Origin of the sequence: Paenibacillus sp. GCM10023252 (assembly GCF_042653305.1) — a bacterium.
Lineage (GTDB): Bacteria > Bacillota > Bacilli > Paenibacillales > Paenibacillaceae > Pristimantibacillus.
Window position 1 is genome coordinate 522,184 of sequence record NZ_JBHSHW010000009.1, and the last position, 16,821, is coordinate 539,004.

Annotated in this window: 22 protein-coding genes, 1 pseudogene and 1 riboswitch; of the genes and pseudogenes, 21 read left to right on the top strand and 2 right to left on the bottom strand. The window is 53.4% G+C overall.

Features of this window, described 5'->3' with window-relative positions:
* Positions 1-104: 104 nt before the first annotated feature.
* From ACFO9Q_RS08095 to ACFO9Q_RS08135, 9 genes are all read left to right on the top strand, one after another.
* A complete protein-coding gene (locus ACFO9Q_RS08095) occupies positions 105-629 on the top strand; it encodes a YqeG family HAD IIIA-type phosphatase (protein ID WP_379180551.1) in 525 nt (174 codons plus the stop codon).
* Positions 626-1,753: a ribosome biogenesis GTPase YqeH gene (gene yqeH, locus ACFO9Q_RS08100; RefSeq protein ID WP_379180553.1), complete on the top strand. Its 1,128-nt coding sequence runs from the start codon at positions 626-628 to the stop codon at positions 1,751-1,753. Before ACFO9Q_RS08095 ends, yqeH begins: the two co-directional genes overlap by 4 nt.
* Before the next feature lie 177 nt (positions 1,754-1,930).
* Entirely contained in the window at positions 1,931-2,836 is a 906-nt protein-coding gene (aroE, locus tag ACFO9Q_RS08105) for a shikimate dehydrogenase (RefSeq protein ID WP_379180633.1), read from the top strand.
* A gap of 58 nt (positions 2,837-2,894) precedes the next feature.
* Complete coding sequence (yhbY, locus tag ACFO9Q_RS08110) at positions 2,895-3,197, top strand: ribosome assembly RNA-binding protein YhbY (protein ID WP_379180636.1); 303 nt, start codon at positions 2,895-2,897, stop codon at positions 3,195-3,197.
* Positions 3,198-3,247: 50 nt separating this feature from the next.
* Positions 3,248-3,844: a nicotinate-nucleotide adenylyltransferase gene (gene nadD / locus ACFO9Q_RS08115; protein ID WP_379180555.1), complete on the top strand. Its 597-nt coding sequence runs from the start codon at positions 3,248-3,250 to the stop codon at positions 3,842-3,844.
* Complete coding sequence (yqeK, locus tag ACFO9Q_RS08120) at positions 3,828-4,406, top strand: bis(5'-nucleosyl)-tetraphosphatase (symmetrical) YqeK (protein ID WP_379180557.1); 579 nt, start codon at positions 3,828-3,830, stop codon at positions 4,404-4,406. The genes nadD and yqeK overlap by 17 nt, the downstream gene beginning before the upstream one ends.
* 16 nt (positions 4,407-4,422) lie before the next feature.
* The gene (gene rsfS / locus ACFO9Q_RS08125; RefSeq protein WP_379180559.1) at positions 4,423-4,770 is read left to right on the top strand and encodes a ribosome silencing factor; all 348 of its coding nucleotides are present in this window, start codon (positions 4,423-4,425) and stop codon (positions 4,768-4,770) included.
* Entirely contained in the window at positions 4,767-5,771 is a 1,005-nt protein-coding gene (locus tag ACFO9Q_RS08130; RefSeq protein ID WP_379180562.1) for a S1 RNA-binding domain-containing protein, read from the top strand. The genes rsfS and ACFO9Q_RS08130 overlap by 4 nt, the downstream gene beginning before the upstream one ends.
* On the top strand, positions 5,771-6,535 hold the full coding sequence (locus tag ACFO9Q_RS08135; protein ID WP_379180564.1) for a class I SAM-dependent DNA methyltransferase: 765 nt from the start codon (positions 5,771-5,773) through the stop codon (positions 6,533-6,535). The genes ACFO9Q_RS08130 and ACFO9Q_RS08135 overlap by 1 nt, the downstream gene beginning before the upstream one ends.
* 85 nt (positions 6,536-6,620) lie before the next feature.
* Here the strand turns inward: ACFO9Q_RS08135 and ACFO9Q_RS08140 are convergent, their stop codons facing one another.
* Positions 6,621-7,205 carry a thymidine kinase gene (locus ACFO9Q_RS08140; protein WP_379180568.1) on the bottom strand — a complete coding sequence of 195 codons (585 nt, stop codon included), beginning with the start codon at positions 7,203-7,205 and terminating at the stop codon, positions 6,621-6,623.
* Between the two features lie 145 nt (positions 7,206-7,350).
* Between ACFO9Q_RS08140 and nagA the strand changes: the two genes are divergently transcribed.
* The gene (nagA, locus tag ACFO9Q_RS08145) at positions 7,351-8,544 is read left to right on the top strand and encodes an N-acetylglucosamine-6-phosphate deacetylase (RefSeq protein ID WP_379180571.1); all 1,194 of its coding nucleotides are present in this window, start codon (positions 7,351-7,353) and stop codon (positions 8,542-8,544) included.
* Positions 8,545-8,641: 97 nt separating this feature from the next.
* Here nagA and ACFO9Q_RS08150 read toward each other — a convergent pair whose 3' ends face one another.
* The gene (locus ACFO9Q_RS08150; RefSeq protein ID WP_379180573.1) at positions 8,642-8,848 is read right to left on the bottom strand and encodes a hypothetical protein; all 207 of its coding nucleotides are present in this window, start codon (positions 8,846-8,848) and stop codon (positions 8,642-8,644) included.
* 140 nt (positions 8,849-8,988) lie between these two features.
* On the opposite strand from ACFO9Q_RS08150, the gene ACFO9Q_RS08155 reads away from it, so the two are divergent.
* From ACFO9Q_RS08155 to ACFO9Q_RS08205, 11 genes and pseudogenes are all read left to right on the top strand, one after another.
* On the top strand, positions 8,989-9,459 hold the full coding sequence (locus tag ACFO9Q_RS08155; protein WP_379180575.1) for a hypothetical protein: 471 nt from the start codon (positions 8,989-8,991) through the stop codon (positions 9,457-9,459).
* Between the two features lie 80 nt (positions 9,460-9,539).
* Positions 9,540-9,772, top strand: a riboswitch (cobalamin riboswitch).
* Positions 9,773-9,910: 138 nt separating this feature from the next.
* The gene (nrdI, locus tag ACFO9Q_RS08160; RefSeq protein ID WP_379180577.1) at positions 9,911-10,270 is read left to right on the top strand and encodes a class Ib ribonucleoside-diphosphate reductase assembly flavoprotein NrdI; all 360 of its coding nucleotides are present in this window, start codon (positions 9,911-9,913) and stop codon (positions 10,268-10,270) included.
* A complete protein-coding gene (nrdE, locus tag ACFO9Q_RS08165; protein WP_379180579.1) occupies positions 10,257-12,341 on the top strand; it encodes a class 1b ribonucleoside-diphosphate reductase subunit alpha in 2,085 nt (694 codons plus the stop codon). The genes nrdI and nrdE overlap by 14 nt, the downstream gene beginning before the upstream one ends.
* A 46-nt stretch (positions 12,342-12,387) precedes the next feature.
* The gene (gene nrdF / locus ACFO9Q_RS08170; RefSeq protein ID WP_379180581.1) at positions 12,388-13,344 is read left to right on the top strand and encodes a class 1b ribonucleoside-diphosphate reductase subunit beta; all 957 of its coding nucleotides are present in this window, start codon (positions 12,388-12,390) and stop codon (positions 13,342-13,344) included.
* A 159-nt stretch (positions 13,345-13,503) separates the two neighbouring features.
* On the top strand, positions 13,504-13,959 hold the full coding sequence (locus tag ACFO9Q_RS08175) for a GyrI-like domain-containing protein (protein ID WP_379180583.1): 456 nt from the start codon (positions 13,504-13,506) through the stop codon (positions 13,957-13,959).
* A 64-nt stretch (positions 13,960-14,023) separates the two neighbouring features.
* A complete protein-coding gene (locus tag ACFO9Q_RS08180; protein WP_379180586.1) occupies positions 14,024-14,455 on the top strand; it encodes a hypothetical protein in 432 nt (143 codons plus the stop codon).
* On the top strand, positions 14,452-15,312 hold the full coding sequence (locus ACFO9Q_RS08185; protein WP_379180588.1) for a PhzF family phenazine biosynthesis protein: 861 nt from the start codon (positions 14,452-14,454) through the stop codon (positions 15,310-15,312). The genes ACFO9Q_RS08180 and ACFO9Q_RS08185 overlap by 4 nt, the downstream gene beginning before the upstream one ends.
* Positions 15,309-15,566: a DUF2164 domain-containing protein gene (locus tag ACFO9Q_RS08190; protein ID WP_379180590.1), complete on the top strand. Its 258-nt coding sequence runs from the start codon at positions 15,309-15,311 to the stop codon at positions 15,564-15,566. The genes ACFO9Q_RS08185 and ACFO9Q_RS08190 overlap by 4 nt, the downstream gene beginning before the upstream one ends.
* An 11-nt stretch (positions 15,567-15,577) precedes the next feature.
* Positions 15,578-15,829, top strand: coding sequence for a hypothetical protein (locus ACFO9Q_RS08195; protein WP_379180592.1), 252 nt, complete (start codon positions 15,578-15,580; stop codon positions 15,827-15,829).
* Between the two features lie 13 nt (positions 15,830-15,842).
* Entirely contained in the window at positions 15,843-16,376 is a 534-nt protein-coding gene (locus ACFO9Q_RS08200; RefSeq protein WP_379180594.1) for a hypothetical protein, read from the top strand.
* Between the two features lie 262 nt (positions 16,377-16,638).
* Positions 16,639-16,821: pseudogene (locus ACFO9Q_RS08205) on the top strand (IS110 family transposase); the annotation flags it as partial.

Here is a 16,821-nt window from a genome sequence, read left to right on the forward strand (position 1 = left end):
CTGTCGGAACGGACCCGACAGACGGCACTTGTTTTTTGCAACAAAATCTGATTATATGGTATAGTTTCGTAAATGACAGGTAATTGTAGAGGGGTCTGTAAACTATGTTCAAACGGCTGTTGCCGCATATGCGGGTTAACACGGTCTATGATATCGACTTGAGTGAGCTTCATGCGAGAGGAATTCGCGGAATTATTACTGATCTGGACAATACGCTCGTGGGGGCTAAGGAAGCGCTGGCTACACCAGAGCTCGTCCAATGGCTGGATGTAGTCCGAGACTTCGGACTAAAGGTAGTAATTGTATCTAATAATAATCAGACGAGAGTGTCGAAGTTCGCGGCACCTCTTAACATTCCATTCATTCATGCCGCGCGTAAGCCGGCGAACAAGTCGTTCCGCAAGGCGCTTGGTGTCCTTGAACTTCCGGCTGAGCATACCGTCGTCATTGGCGACCAGATGCTGACGGATGTGCTTGGCGGCAACCGGATGGGGCTCTATACGATTCTCGTGCTGCCTATTGCTCCTTCCGACGAAGGAGTGATGACCCGGGTCAATCGTACGATTGAACGCATTGCCTTGTCTCGCTTGCGGAAGCAAGGGCTCTGGTATGAGGGGGAGAAGAAGTGACAGAACAACAACTAGGTCAGACAGCAGAAGCTTGCGCAGGCTGCGGAGTTCGACTGCAGACCGACAATCCGGACATTCCGGGCTACTTGCCCGAAGCTGCCTTGCAGCGAGACCCGGTCATCTGCCAGCGATGCTTCCGAATTCGCAATTATAATGAAGTATCTTCCGTGGCTGTGGATCAGGATGACTTCCTGCGGTTGCTGGGGAGCATTGCCTCGACGGACAGCTTGGTCGTACATATCGTTGACTTGTATGACTTCGAAGGAAGCTTGATCTCTGGACTCCAGCGGTTCGTTGGCAACAACCCGGTCCTGCTCGTCGTCAACAAGGTGGATCTGCTGCCGAAGTCGATGAATCTGAACCGGCTCCGCAACTGGGTGCAGAAGCAAGCGAAGCTCGAGGGGCTGCGCACGCTCGATATTATTCTGTGCAGCGCGAAGCGCAATATCGGCTTCGAGCATGTCATTGAAGGACTGGACAAGCATCGCAAGGGTCGCGACGTGTACGTGGTAGGTGCGACGAACGTGGGCAAGTCAACGCTGATCAATCGTCTCATTAGGGATTACAGTGACATGGAGCGCGAGTTAACGACTTCCCGTTATCCAGGAACGACGCTTGATGCGGTTCATATTCCGCTGGAGGATGGCAAGGCAATCATTGATACACCTGGTATTATGTATGCCTCCCGTCTGACAGAAGTCGTTCCTCGCAGCGTGTTGCAGGCTCTCCTGCCGGAGAAGCCCATCAAGCCGCTGGTCTATCAGCTGAACGAAGGTCAGACGCTGTTCTTCGGCAGTCTCGTGCGCTTCGACTTCGTACAGGGCGAGAGACAATCATTCACCCTGTATCTGTCTAACGCACTGAATGTGCATAGAACGAAGCTTGAACGAGCAGATGAGCTGTATGAGGATCACCGAGGTGAGCTGCTTGGCATCCCAACCCGTGAAGAGCTGGAAGAGATACCGGCATGGACTAGACATTCCATTCGTGTGCCAAGAGGCTCCAAGAGCGATGTATTCATCTCGGGTCTCGGCTGGATTCAAGTGAACAGCACGACCGGAGCACTCGTCGATGTCCATGCGCCCAAGGGAGTTAAGGTGCTGCTGCGGGAAGCGATGATCTAGCATAAGTACGTTGTAAGTAGGAGTGCGAGCAGTTACGGTGTCACAAAAAAAAGCCTATGCAGCATGTCGACATGTGTTCGCTTGAGCCGCTGCATAGGCAGTTAGCACCGTCCAAGCTGTTAGCATCACTCAGCCATATGATCGTTCATGAGCTAAGGGGAGACGGACTTGAACAATATAGGGGAGACAGCTGTCGAACACCACCTGACGGCCGCTGAGGCTGTGCAAGGGAATAGAGTAGACAGCCATACCGTTCTGTACGGAGTTATCGGTGACCCGATCCGCCATTCCAAGTCGCCGATTATGATGAATCGGGCATTTCGCGAGACGGGAATGAACGGCATCTACACGGCCTGGCACATTACCGGTGAGAGCCTGCCGGCATTCGTAGCTGGGGTTCGGGCGATGGGCATTCGAGGAGTGAACGTTACGATTCCGCACAAGCTGGCCATCATGGAGTATCTCGACGAGATTCATCCAAGCGCGCAGGTCATCGGAGCAGTGAACACAATCGTCAACAATGACGGACACCTCATCGGAATGAATACAGACGGGATCGGTTATGTACGGTCGTTGAAGGAAGAAGTGGAGCCGGACCTGAGGGGCAAGCATATCGTAATGTTAGGAGCTGGAGGCGCGGCTCGCGGGATCGGCTATGCACTAACGGCCGAGCAGCCGGCAGCGATTACGATCGTGAATCGAACCTTGGAGCGGGCACAGGAGCTCGCAGAGAGCTTAAGCGGACTCGGGCAGCTGGCAGCCGCTCACCAGGATGAACTGGAAGCGTTATGCTCCCAAGCGGACATTGTCATTAACACGACGTCCATCGGCATGTATCCGAATGTAGACGAGATGCCTGTAGATCCAGCTTGGCTCAAGGCAGATGCCGTGGCGAGCGATCTGATCTACAATCCGCTTAAGACCCGCTATCTGCTTGAGGCAGAGGCTAGAGGCTGCAGGATTCATGGCGGTCTCGGCATGTTCCTGTACCAAGGGGCTTACGCATTCGAATATTGGACAGGAGAATCAGCACCGGTCGCTGCCATGCGAGAGACGGTGCTTGCATCTCTAATGAACAGATGAACGATTGAACACGAATGAACACGCGGTAAGATAGATGAAGAGAGAAGGAACTTACACCATGCTAACAGGCAAGCAAAAGCGATACCTGCGCTCGCAAGCGCATCATCTGCAACCTATCTTCCAGATAGGGAAGGGCGGCACGAATGACAACCTCGTGCGTCATATTCAAGAAGCGATTGAGACTCGGGAGCTGATGAAGCTGTCCGTGCTGAACAATAATTCCGATGATCCGAAGCAGATCGGAGCCGAGCTTGCTGAGCAAGCAGGTGCAGAGCTGGTACAGGTCATCGGCAAGACCATTGTTCTCTACAAGGAAGCGAAGGAACCTGAGAACCGCAAGCTGGAGCTTCCGAGGAAGTAACGGTTAACGATACTGCATGCACAGGGAGAGCGGGAGAGGGGTGATCAGCCATGGGTAGAATAGGCATCATGGGCGGGACGTTCGATCCCATCCACTGTGGACATCTCATAGCCGCAGAGACGGCGCGGGAAGCTTGTGCACTGGATGAAGTGTGGTTCGTGCCATCCTACACTCCACCGCTTAAGGACGGAGAGCCCGGTGCTGATGGGGAGACTAGACTGCACATGGTGCAGCTGGCCATTGCAGACAATCCATTCTTCTCCGCTCTGGATCTGGAGCTCGCAAGAGGCGGTGTCAGCTATTCAGTAGATACAGCTTCCACACTCTGCGAGCGCTACCCAGAGCACCAGTTCAGCTACATTATTGGATCAGATCGAATTAACGATCTGGAACGCTGGCACCGAGTGGAGCGGCTAGCCGAGCTCGTACGATTCATCGGCTTCGAGCGGCCGGGTGAGCCTGCAGACCGTTCGGATCTGCCGCCTTATCTGAAGGCTAGGCTCTCTCTTGCACAGATGCCGCCGATCGGAATCTCCTCCACCGATATTCGGGAACGAAGAGCGGCGGGCCGTTCCATTCAATATCTCGTTCCTGATGGAGTGCTGCAGCTCATAAGGAGGAAGGGTCTCTATGCAACTGAATCGTGAACAGTTAATGGAAGCGGTGAAGGCAGAGATGCCTGAACGAAGATGGATCCATACGCTTGGCGTCATGGAGACGGCAGTGAAGCTAGCCGAGCGATACGGGGAAGATCCGGCTCGTGCAGAGCTTGCTGCTATCCTTCATGATGTTGCGAAGTATTGGCCTACGGACAGGATGGAGCGAGTCATTCGGGAGGAGCAGCTTCCCGAGGAGCTGCTTCAGTATGACAAGGAGCTGTGGCATGCTCCCGTCGGTGCTGTTGAAGCTGAGCGAACGTACGGCGTAACGGACCAAGAAGTGCTGGATGCAGTGCGGTATCATACTTCTGGACGAGCGGGGATGACGAAGCTGGAGCGAATCGTCTGCTTGGCAGATTATATGGAACCAGGACGTGACTTCCCTGGAGTAGATACCATTAGAGAATTAAGTGTCAAGAGTCTGGATAAGGCATTAATTGCTGGACTGGACTCGACGATTACGTTCCTGATTGCGAAGGGCAAGCGAATATTCCCGCTCACTATGCAAGCCCGTAATGATCTGATAGAACGCAGCAAGACCATAGACTGACAGGAGGCTTACCCTATTGACCATCAACGGAGATCAGCTGCTCAAGATTACAGTAGAAGCAGCAGAAGACAAGAAGGCAGGCAACGTCGTTGCCCTTAACTTGAAGGAGATATCGCTAGTAGCAGATTACTTCGTCATCTGCCATGGTAATTCAGATACACAGGTAACGGCTATAGCCAATGAGATTCGCAAGCAGGCCGACCTTGCAGGCGTCCGTGTCCGCGGAATAGAGGGAATGGACTCGGCTCGCTGGGTACTGATTGACCTTGGAGATGTCGTAGTCCATGTATTCCACCGGGAAGAACGTGATTACTACAATATTGAGAGGCTCTGGTCCGACGCGAAGGTTGTGGAATTCGCATGAGCTTAGTGGCAGGCACGATACAGACGCTGAGACTGGCGCGTGAGGTGTCTCCGCATGGGTACTTCCTGACTGACGGTGAGACTGATGTACTGCTGCATTATAGTGAGTTGGTGGGCCATAAGCCGAGAATTGGTACCGACTTAGAGGTATTCCTCTTCTTCGATACCGATGATCGTCTCGCTGCAACGATGAAGCGTCCGCTCATTACGCTTGGCGAGATGGCTAGGCTGAAGGTTGCTGATGTCAACCCTAGGCTGGGCTGCTTCCTGGAGATTGGGCTCGGCAGACAGCTGCTGCTCCCCATCTCTGAGCTTCCTGAGAACCGGGACTATCGTCCGTGGCCAGGAGATGAAGTGTTCGTCACCTTGAGCCATGACAAGATGGGCCGTCTGATCGCATTGCTGGCGACTGAGGAGCAGCTGTCCGAGCGGACGTTCGATGCTCCCGAGAGCTGGAAGAATGTATGGGTAGAAGGCTGGGTGACTCGTACGCTTCAGATCGGATCCTTCGTCCTCGTAGATGGCGGAGTAGTTGGATTCGGTGCCTTCGGCATGATTCCAGACTCGGAGCGTATACGCCCATTGCGTCTAGGGGAGCGGGTATCAGCTAGAGTGACGTTCGTCCGAGAGGACGGCCGTGTCAATCTATCGATGTCCCAGTTGAAGCAGATCGGACGCGTGGAAGACGCTGACCGAATCCTCGCGTTCATGAAGGAACGCCCGGGCGGCGGCATGCCTTACTCTGATGAGACTCCTGCGGATGTAGTGAAGCAGCGGTTCGGAATTAGCAAGTCGGCGTTCAAGCGCGCGCTTGGCAAGCTGATGCGCGATGGCATGGTAACCCAGAAGGGCAGCTGGACATATCTGGTGGAGACTGAGCAAGCGGAGGAAGCTCCGGAGGGAGCTGAACATTCTGAGCTGTCTGGACAGGCGGAATTAGCTGGCCAGCCAGGCGGTCAAGTCCCGCGTTCATCCCAATCCACGTCGCAGGAGGATCATTAATGGCTTCCTACGGTCAGTTCGCCACCGTCTATGATCGGCTCATGGAAGAGATGCCCTACGCGGAGTGGCTCCGCTTCATTCGAGAGAGCTGGGATCGTTACGGTACACCGTCTACGCTCGTTGATCTAGGTTGTGGTACAGGAAGTCTATCTATTCCGCTTGCTCGGACAGGCCTTAAGGTATACGGCATTGATCTATCTGCCGATATGCTGAGTGTCGCCAGGAGCAAGTGGGACGGGTCTTCCCAACAGATGATGCGCCATCAGGCCGGATCCATTCGGTGGCTGCAGCAGGACATGCGGGATTGGGAGCTGCCTGAGCCAGTAGACGCGGTAGTCTCCTTCTGCGATTGTGTGAATTACTTGACAGAGCACGAGGATGTGGAAGCTGCCTTCCAGGCTACAGCTGCGAACTTGAAGGATGGCGGTGTCTTCCTATTCGACGTCCATCCCCCGAAGCAGCTCGTACGTTATGCCGAAGAGCAGCCCTTCATTCTGGACGAGCGTGATGTGGCCTATATATGGACGTGCGACTTCGACGAGGACCGCGTGGAGATTGAACATCATCTTACTATATTCGCGAGAGACAGCGGTTCCAAGTACGAACGGTTCGAGGAGATCCACATCCAGCGTGCCTATGACCCCGAGTGGATCACTGCAGCGCTGCTGCGAGCGGGCTTCCGGACGGTTGACCGCTACGCGGACTTCCAGCTCCAGGAGCCTAGTCCACATGCGGAGCGACTATTCTTTGCCGCTGTGAAGTGATCTATTGTCATTATTGATCAAAAAAAAAACAGGCTGCACAACCCGTCCCTAAGGGCGCGTTATGCAGCCTGTTCTTGCAATCCAGCTAACTCATGAGCTCATCCAGAGGTGGATTCGCATGGCACTTCCGGCATACCGGGAAGTAGCTCTCATTGCCGCCCACTTGAATCTGCTCTCCGGTATACACCGGCTTGCCTTCGGCCGTCCGCAGCGTCATCGTCGCCTTGCGCTCGCAGAACCAGCAGATCGTCTTCATCTCCTCGATCTTGTCGGCATAGAGGAGCATATGCTCGCTGCCCTCGAACAGCTTGTTCTGGAAGTCATTCTTCAGACCGAAGCCCATGACCGGCACATTCAGCTCATCGACGATCCGAACCAGCTGCGCGATACATTCCTTCTTCAGGAACTGGCATTCATCGATAAGCACACAGGAAGGCTTAGGGGTATGCCCCTGTACAATGGCGAAGATATCGGTATCATCGTAGATCGGAATGGCTTGCCGCCGCACACCGATTCGCGAACTGACATAGCCGATCTCATCTCGATTATCTATAGCCGGGGTGAAAATAACAACATGCTTGTTCTGCTCCTCATAATTATGAGCGACCTTCAGTATCTCAATAGACTTACCGCTGTTCATTGCTCCGTACTTGAAAAATAATTGTGCCACTTCCATCGTCCCTTCGAATCTGTTCAGTCCTTATTGTAGTGGAAGATGGAGCGGAACAAAAGAGCAGAGAGCCTCTTTTTGCCGAAAAAGAGGCGGTCGTGTACAATATGGGGATGTAATCGAGCGTTCGGAAGGAGCTAATCTTATGAGTCAAGTGCATAACAGCATGGCTATTATTAATGCCAATATCTATACCCCTGAAGGGATTATTCATAGGGGAGTTATGGTCATAAAGGACGGTATGATTGCCCGAATTAGCGCAGAAGGCGCTGCAGTTGAGCCTGATACGACCACAATTGATGCAGAGGGCAGACTGCTCCTTCCTGGCTTCGTGGATGTGCACGTGCATGGCGGCGGAGGGTACGACATGATGAAGGCAGCGGAGGACAAGGTCAGCCTTGACGGAATGAGCCGGTTCCATGCGGCGCATGGTACAACGTCGTTCCTCGCGACTACGCTTACGTCGAATGACAAGGTGCTGAAGGCTGCATTGCAAGCAGCGGCTGAACAGATCGAGCAGGGCATGACTGGAGCCGAAGCAATCGGCATCCATCTGGAGGGGCCGTTCCTCAGTCCTAAGCGCTGCGGCGCTCAGAACCCTCTCCATATGCAGACCCCTCGTCTCGAAGCCGTCACCGCGTATCTGGAAGCAGCTAAGGGGCACATTCGCCTGCTGACGATCGCTCCAGAGCTTGAGCATGCAGGAGAAGCGATTCCGTATCTCGCCTCGGAGGGAGTCACCGTGTCGATCGGACATTCCGATGCCGGCTACCGTCATGTTGCGGAAGCCGTCCAGCGGGGAGCCAGCCATGTGACTCATCTGTTCAACGGCATGAGCCCGCTGCATCATCGGGAGCCGGGTGTAGCCGGATCTGCTCTGATGCTCGATCAGCTGACTGTGGAGCTCATCTGTGATGGCATTCACAGCACACCTGAGATTATCGAGTATGTATTCCGAACGAAGCCAGCCAGCACTGTCGTCTGCATTACCGATGCTATCGTAGCTGCAGGGTGTCCGGACGGGGAGGGTTACTTCCTTGGCGATCTTCCGATTAGGGTAAGTGACGGCAGAGCGGAGCTGATGGAGGGCGGCAATCTTGCAGGCAGCACACTTACGATGGATGCGGCTCTGCGCAATGTGCTCACTTGGACAGGCAAGCCGCTCGAGCAGGTGCTGCCTGCCTTCACGTCCAATCCAGCCCGCCAGGCGGGCTGTGCGGACCGCAAGGGCTCGCTGCAGGTCGGGATGGACGCGGACTTCGTCTTGCTGAGTGCAGACCACTATGTGCAATCTACGTATGTTAGAGGAAGGTGTGTCTATTCCGCGCAGCTCGGGTAGGCCATCCGCTGCGGGAGAGGCCGCCGCGATGGCTCGTGGAGCACACAGCCGATAGGCCCGCACTCAGCGCAGCGGCCTATACGGCCTCGCAAGCCTGTTACTCCCGCAGCGCATCCATGAGCCGCGAATTCATATTCGCGGCTGTTCCTCGTGCCGAGGCGGTTCGAAGCCTGTGCCGCAGACGCTCGTTCTCCTTCACCAGTTCGTCCATATAGGTCATCAGCTCAGGAATAGGATAACCGGCAGCCTCAGCCAGTTTCTCAAGAGCGGCTCTTGCTTGTTCGTTCGACATAGCGCTATTCATCTGTTCTGTCAACCTCCTTTCTCTCATTTTGTCCAAAAAAAGCTACTATCCCATCATAGGCTCATCTGCTAAAATAGTCGAGTGTACGAAAAGTGAGTATCATACTTAAGACTCATACAGAGGGAGGCGAAGAGACAAGGATGCTGTCGAATAAGACCCATGAAGATAAGCACGGCCTGCCCCCTCAGAATGAACAACAAGAGCCGTCGGACACCTATGCGTTTACTTATCCTTTTGTGCTTGCCAAGTATATCTCTAGCATTTCTATTCTAAGCATAGGAGTCTCTGTCCTGAACAGGCTTCTAGACTTCGGATCACTGAGGTTAATCATCTATGCCCTTCTCATCATCGTCATTGGTTATCTAGGCTTGCGGATAGTGAAGGAGACCAGAAGCAGCCGCAAGCTGACGATGGACGGCAGGACCCTTAGCTTGGATGGAACAGAGTATGCGTTTGAGCAGTTTAGCAACGTTAATTTTACCAGATACTTCGTGGAGATTAAGCTGAAGGACAGAGCGGTGAGGCCAATCCGAATTGCCTTCCCTGGCGCGGGAAGAAGCGAATTACTCGCTTGGTTCAAGCGTAATCAGAGCTCTCAAGCTCAGCAATAATCTTCCAGATATACATCTCAGCTAACGATATTACGCATTGACGAGACCTATATCTTGATGTAAAATCAACTTCATCAACTACATATTGATGTATTGGGGTGTCAGCCCTCTCTAACCTTCTACTAATCGCAGCCTGAGAGGACAATGACTTAATAGGGAAGTCCCGGTGCAATACCGGGCGCGGTTCCCGCCACTGTAACAGAGGAGTTCTGCTTCTGAAGCGAGCCACTGGCCGATATCTATATCAGCCGGGAAGGAAGAGCAGAATGATGAGCCTGAAGCCAGGAGACCTGCCCCAGTGCCAGACACGATTCACCTACGGGATCTAGGGGAATTGCGCGATACTAGATGATGAGGTTTTTTACCCATCTCGTTAACCAAGCGCATCTGACTAATGAGAGATCAGTCAGGCGCGCTTTTTCATTGCTACATATAGTTAGGGGAGAAGAGTATGCTGGTTGTCTATGACTCGAAGACAGGCAATGTGAAGCGATTCGTGAACAAGCTGAATATGCGTTCCGTTCCAATTGAAGAGTCGGAATCTGTCGATGAACCCTTCGTTCTAATTACCTATACGACAGGCTTCGGCCAGGTGCCCGAGAAGGTCGCTTCATTCCTGCGCAACAACCACGGGATGATGCGCGGCGTCTCCGCAAGCGGCAACCGCAATTGGGGAGCAGGCTTCGCGAAGAGTGCGGACACGATTGCCCAGCAGTACGATGTCCCTGTGTTACTTAAGTTTGAATTATCCGGAACGAGCCAGGATACGGAGCGTTTCGTGGAGAGGGTGCGGACAATTGAAGCATATTGAACTCAACAACCAGCTAATGCAGCGTGGAGCTGACGGCTTCTATCAACTAGATAAGGACAAGGAAGCAGTAGAGGCGTTCATGGCCGAAGTCGAGGAGAAGAGCGTGAAGTTCGCTTCTCTGCAGGAGAAGCTGGACTATCTGATTGCCAACGACTATTACGACAACGTGTACGAGCGTTACACCCACGAGCAGGTGGATGCGGTATTCACGCTTACGGCAAGCTCTTCCTTCCAATTCGAGTCGTATATGGCCGCTTCCAAGTTCTACAAGGATTATGCGATGAAGACGAATGACAAGACGCAGTACCTGGAGAAGTATTCCGAGCGTGTAGCCATCGTTGCTCTAAGTCTTGGCGAAGGAGACGCAGACAAGGCGCTTCGCATTGCTCAGGCGATGATTGATCAGCGTCTGCAGCCGGCGACGCCTACCTTCCTGAACGCAGGGAAGAGCCGCCGCGGCGAGATGGTCTCCTGCTTCCTGCTGGAGATGGATGACTCTCTTAATTCGATCAACTACATTCTAGGCACCTGCATGCAGCTGTCCAAGATTGGCGGCGGCGTAGCCGTCAATCTATCGAAGCTGCGCGGACGCGGAGAGCCAATTAAGGGCGTTGAAGGTGCAGCCAAGGGCATTATGCCGGTTCTTAAGCTGATGGAGGATGCGTTCTCCTATGCGGATCAGATGGGCCAGCGCAAGGGCTCTGGCGCTGCTTATTATAATATTTTCGGATGGGACATTATGGAGTTCCTCGATTGCAAGAAGATTAACGCAGATGAGAAGACTCGGATCAAGACGCTGTCTATCGGTCTTATTGTACCTAACAAGTTCTACGAGCTGGCCGCTCAGAACAAGCCGCTGGTCGTATTCGGACCTCACTCCATTCAGAAGGCATACAACATGCATCTCGACGATATGGACATGGATGCGATGTACGATGAGCTGCTGGCGAACGACAAGGTGACGAAGAAGACGATTATGAACGCTCGTGACATGCTGACGAAGATCGCTTCTGTCCAGCTCGAGTCCGGCTACCCGTATATTATGAACAAGTCGAACGCGAACAGCGTTCATGCGCTGAAGGATATCGGCATGGTGAAGATGTCCAATCTGTGCACGGAGATCTTCCAGCTGCAGGAGACATCGGTCATTCACGACTATGGCATGGATGATGTGATTAACCGCGATATTAGCTGCAACCTGGCTTCGCTGAACATCGTGAATGTCATGGAGCGCCGCCAAGTGAAGGATTCCGTCAAGGTCGGTATCGAAGCGCTCACGACCGTCAGCGATCTGTCGACAATCGACAATGCACCAGGCGTGCGCAAGGCGAATGAAGAGCTTCATTCCGTCGGCCTTGGTGCGATGAACCTGAACGGCTACCTCGCGAAGAACAAGATTGCTTACGAGAGTGAAGAAGCGAAGGACTTCGCCGGCGTCTTCTTCATGATGATGAATTATTATTCTCTGGAGAAGAGCATGGAGATCGCGCGTGAGCGCGGCCGCAGCTTCAAGGACTTCGAACGCTCGGAATATGCGAAGGGCACTTACTTCACTCGTTACATCGAGCAGGACTTCCGCCCGAAGACCGCTCGCGTCCAGGAGCTGTTCGAAGGGATGGACATTCCGTCTCCTCAGGATTGGGCAGCGCTGAAGGAGCAGGTGCAGAAGCATGGTCTATACCACGCCTACCGTCTGGCTATCGCGCCTACGCAGAGCATCTCGTACATTCAGAACGCAACTTCCAGCGTCATGCCGATTGTCGAGCATATCGAGACCAGAACGTATGCCAATTCAACGACGTATTATCCGATGCCGTTCCTATCGCAGGATAACTACTTCTACTATAAGTCAGCGTATAACATCGATCAGTTCAAGCTAATTGACCTGATCGCCGAGATTCAACAGCATGTGGACCAAGGGATCTCGACTGTCCTGCACGTGAACAGTAATGTAACGACACGCGAGCTGGCCCGGTTCTATATCTATGCGGCACAGCGCGGCCTGAAGTCGCTCTATTATACGAGAACGAAGCGCCTGTCTGTGGAAGAGTGCACAAGCTGCGCGGTCTAATATGCCAGGGAGCCCCGCCCCCTGTTACGAAGGAGCCTAACCATTAATGAGAGCAGTGAACTGGAACCGTCCGGATGATGACTTCACGCTGACCTTCTGGCAGCAGAATGTGATGCAGTTCTGGACGGATGAAGAGATTCCATTGTCCGATGACAAGATGGACTGGATGGAGATGAGCGACACCGAGCGTGAAGTATACAAGAAGGTGCTGGGCGGACTGACGCTGCTCGATACGATTCAAGGCGGCGTCGGTATGCCGAAGATTCTGGAGCATGTGGACGGCTTGCAGCGCAAGGCCGTTCTGTCCTTCATGTCGATGATGGAGCAGATCCATGCGAAGTCTTACAGCAGTATCTTCACCACACTCGCGTCTACAGAAGAGATCGACGGGATATTCTCGTGGGTCGAGACGAATGAGCAGCTGCAGAAGAAGGCGAAGCTGATCTCCTCTTGGTATACCGGTATCTCGAATACGAAGGAGCTGTACAAGGCGATGGCGGCTTCCGTGTTCCTCGAGAGCTACCTGTTCTACAGCGGCTTCTTCTACCCGCTCTATCTGGCCGGCCAAGGGAAGATGACGAGCAGCGGTGAGATTATCGACCTCATTCTTCGTGATGAGAGTATTCACGGGCTATACGTCGGTGTGCTCGCGCAGGAGCTGTTCGCGGAATTCACGGTAGAGGAGCAGGCCGAGCTGAAGCAGCAATTAACCCTGCTTCTACTCGAGCTCTACGACAATGAAGTGGAATATACGGATGCGATCTACAGCCCGATCGGCCTGCAGGATGAAGTGAAGGCTTACGTCCGCTACAATGCGAACAAGGCGCTCATGAATCTGGGCTTCGACCCGCACTTCGAGGAAGAGCCGGTTAACCCGATCGTCTTCAACGGCATCAGCACGCATACGAAGCAGCATGACTTCTTCTCGAAGAAGGGCAATGGCTACGTGCGGACGATCCATGTCGAGCAATTGAATGACGAGGACTTTGTTTTTAACTTCTAGAGTAGTTGCGGATGACGGTCAGGCAGAGAGATGCTTGATCGTCTTTTTTTTGTCTGGAAGGTCATTCCTTAATGGGGGAGATCATGATACACTAAGGACAACACATGCCGCTCATCCTTACGCCAGAACGTCCTGACCTGACTGAAGGAGGAATTGCTCTTGGAAAACTGCTCCGTCATTACGAAGCCAGCCCTGCATCTGGTTGGTATCAGCTACAGTGGACCTTACTCGACCTTACCGGATGAAGCCATTCGGCTGCAGAGCGAGTTCTTGGCCCGCAAGCATGAGCTGGATGGCGCCGTGAAGCTTCCGGTTCTGTACAGTCCTTACTTCGGCAATGAAGTATTCGCTACTTACTGGGCATGCTATGAGGTGCTGCAGCTCGGCGAGGTGCCCGAAGGTATGGTGCAGTTCACGATTCCAGAGCATCGCTATGCGATGGCTGCTTGCTCCAACAAGCGAATCGGCGAGGGCTATGAGCAGCTTCATGCTTGGATGAATGAGATGAGACTTCAGAAGCAAGAGAATGCGGTCGCCATTGAGATCTTCTACATTGATGAACAACATCTGGAGGAGGAGCCGGTAGAGCTGCTCATTCCTCTAAGAGACGAATAAGGTTGTACTGCACGGGGGTCTGCCGGTTCGCTGGCAGGCCTTCGTGCTATAAGGGGGGATAGACTTGGATCGAAGAGCTGTGAAGCAGGGTCTGCTCGCAGGCTTGGTTGGGGGAATCGGTCTAGGGCTGCTGCTAAGAGGCATACAGCAGGTGACCGGCGCGAAGGTCTATACGCTGCTCCTCAACATTGACTTCGTACCGGGACTGCCTGATCGACTGGCGGAATGGCAGGAGTTCCTGCTCCACTTAGCGGTATCGCTTCCACTGGGTATTCTATATATGAAGGCTGCCGATTGGAGCCTGAGGCCGGCGGGATGTGGTGTGCTGCTGGGATTGCTGGTCGGCGTATTCACTTGGTTCACACTCACTCCGCTGTCTGATCGAACGCCTTCACTCTCGGATGTGGAAGCACTTGTCTATTGGCTCGGCGGTCATCTCCTCTATGGAGCATCGCTTGCCCTATTCTATAAGCAGAGGTGGAGAACTTCAACATGATACCGATATATATAGTAGATGCGTTCACGAACACCGCCTTCCGCGGCAATCCGGCAGCAGTCTGCTTGCTTCCAGCTCCGCAAGAGGAGAGCTGGATGCAGCAGGTAGCTGCTGAGATGAATCTATCGGAGACGGCATTCCTCGTTCAGAGAGAAGAAGGCTATGAACTCCGCTGGTTCACTCCGGAGGCCGAGGTGGACCTGTGCGGTCATGCTACGCTCGCAAGCGCTCATATGCTATGGGAGACAGGCCGATTAGAGAGAGGGACTGCAGCGAAGTTCTTCACGAAGAGCGGCTGGCTGTATGCGGAGCAGCTCGGGCAGTCTGGAGAGCCTGAACGAATCGTAGAGAATGGCCAGCCTGGAGAGACCGGTCTATCCGGCTGGGTGAAGCTGGACTTCCCTTCGCTCCCTCCTCAGCCTGTTCGCACACCAGAGGAGCTCATTCAAGGCCTTGGGCTCATACCGAGATATGTAGGACGCAACGAGATGGATTATGTAGCAGAGATTGACAGTGAAGAGACCCTCCGCGCGCTCAAGCCGGATTGGTCTCTCATTAGCAGGCTGGACGCTAGAGGCCTGATCGTAACGAGCCGATCATCCAGCGCGGAGTACGACTTCGTATCACGTGCCTTCTATCCAGCGACTGGAGTGAATGAAGATCCTGTTACAGGATCGGCCCACTGCGCGCTGGCGCCTTACTGGGCGAAGAAGCTCCGCCAGGACAAGATGACAGGCTACCAAGCCTCACAGCGAGGCGGAGTCGTGAAGGTGGAGCTGGCGGGTGAGCGAGTCTATCTGTTAGGGCAAGCAGTGACGGTAGTAGAAGGTCAGTTGAGAGCGGGGCTGGGGAGATGACGATGCAAGTGAAGCTATCGATTCAGGAGAGGAGCGCCTTGACTGAGCGGATTCAGGTTTTTTTCGAAGAGGAACGGTCGGAATCCATTGGTTCAATTGCTGCTGAGCAGCTGCTGGACTATATGCTGGCTGAGCTTGGACCTTATGTGTACAATGAAGCGATCAAGGATGCTCGCAAGACGGTGATGGAGCGGGTCATGTCCATGGAGGACGAGTTATTCGCGTTAGAGAAGAGAATAGAGGGGCGAAGGTAGGTTCAGCTGAGATGAAGACGATAGGAGAAGATTGGGAGATTATGAATCAATCGGCTGAGATGGCAGATGCGAGCGGGCAGCCGTTCTATATGAATGTCATCTCGTCGGAGCATGCCGAAGTGGCTGAGGTTAGAGTGCAGGGCCAGTCCTGTGCCATTATTCGAACAGGCGGTGTTAACCTGTGGGTGTGCTATACGCCTACGCCTGCGGTCCAAGGGGACATTGAGCTGTTCGATGAGCTCGGCGACAGAATTGAGAGATAGTAGGAGGAATCAAGTGGTTGTCTTATTATTAGTCATCCAAGTCCTATTAGGTTACTTGTTCATTGCAGTGGGGATCTGGTTAGCCATTGTTGGTGGAATAGGACCAGGTGTTCTGCTCATTGCTGGCGGGATTAGCATGATTATCCTCTCGTGGATATTCGACATGGTCAAGGATATGTACGACGATCGGCTAGGCCTTCCAATGAAGGCTTCACGACTCATGAGGCTGCAGCGGAGCGCCATGAAGGTAGTCGTACGTTCGGACAGCTTCCAGCCGTATCCTGAGGGGGATCGGGAGTATCCGCTCCTTATCTTGGATGGGGAGATGTACCTCCGTGCGAAGGTGTTCCTGAACGGCCTAAGCCAAGAGAAGAGCACCTACACCTTCCAGTTCCCGGGCCAGGAGCCCCTCGTCTTGGAATGCTCCCCATCCTATAGGAAGGGCGTTGACCTGTTCGAAGCTGGCGAGTATGTGTTCGTCCGGCTGGCGGCATTGCCATACAAGACGAGCTTGTACAAGAACGAGCTGACGTTCACTCCCATATGACATCTGTTATTGTGATCAAAAAAAGGGACCGACCCCGCAGCATGGCTGAGGAGTTTCGGTCCCTTTTGTAGTCTCGAATTCCACTCGCCATCTCGCTCAGCAACGGAACTCAGAAGCGCTATTTGCATCATATTGCACATATTGTATAGCTTAAACATTCCTGTATACGCTAATATTTCGGCTTAGACAAAAACAGGAGCGCCTCGTATGATGGGGGTGTACGGGGTCGATGCCCTAAGAAACCCATCAGGAGGCGCTTACTATGAAGTTTAATCGAAACGATACAACAAATCAACGCATTGAACGAATTACCATGCAGCATGCAGTGGTAGGGATTGACATTGCCAAGGATACTCACGCCGCACAGATGACAGATTATCGCGGACGTGCACTCACTTCCCGGCATCTGTCTATTCCAAACACGCTTGAGGGCTTTGAGAAGCTC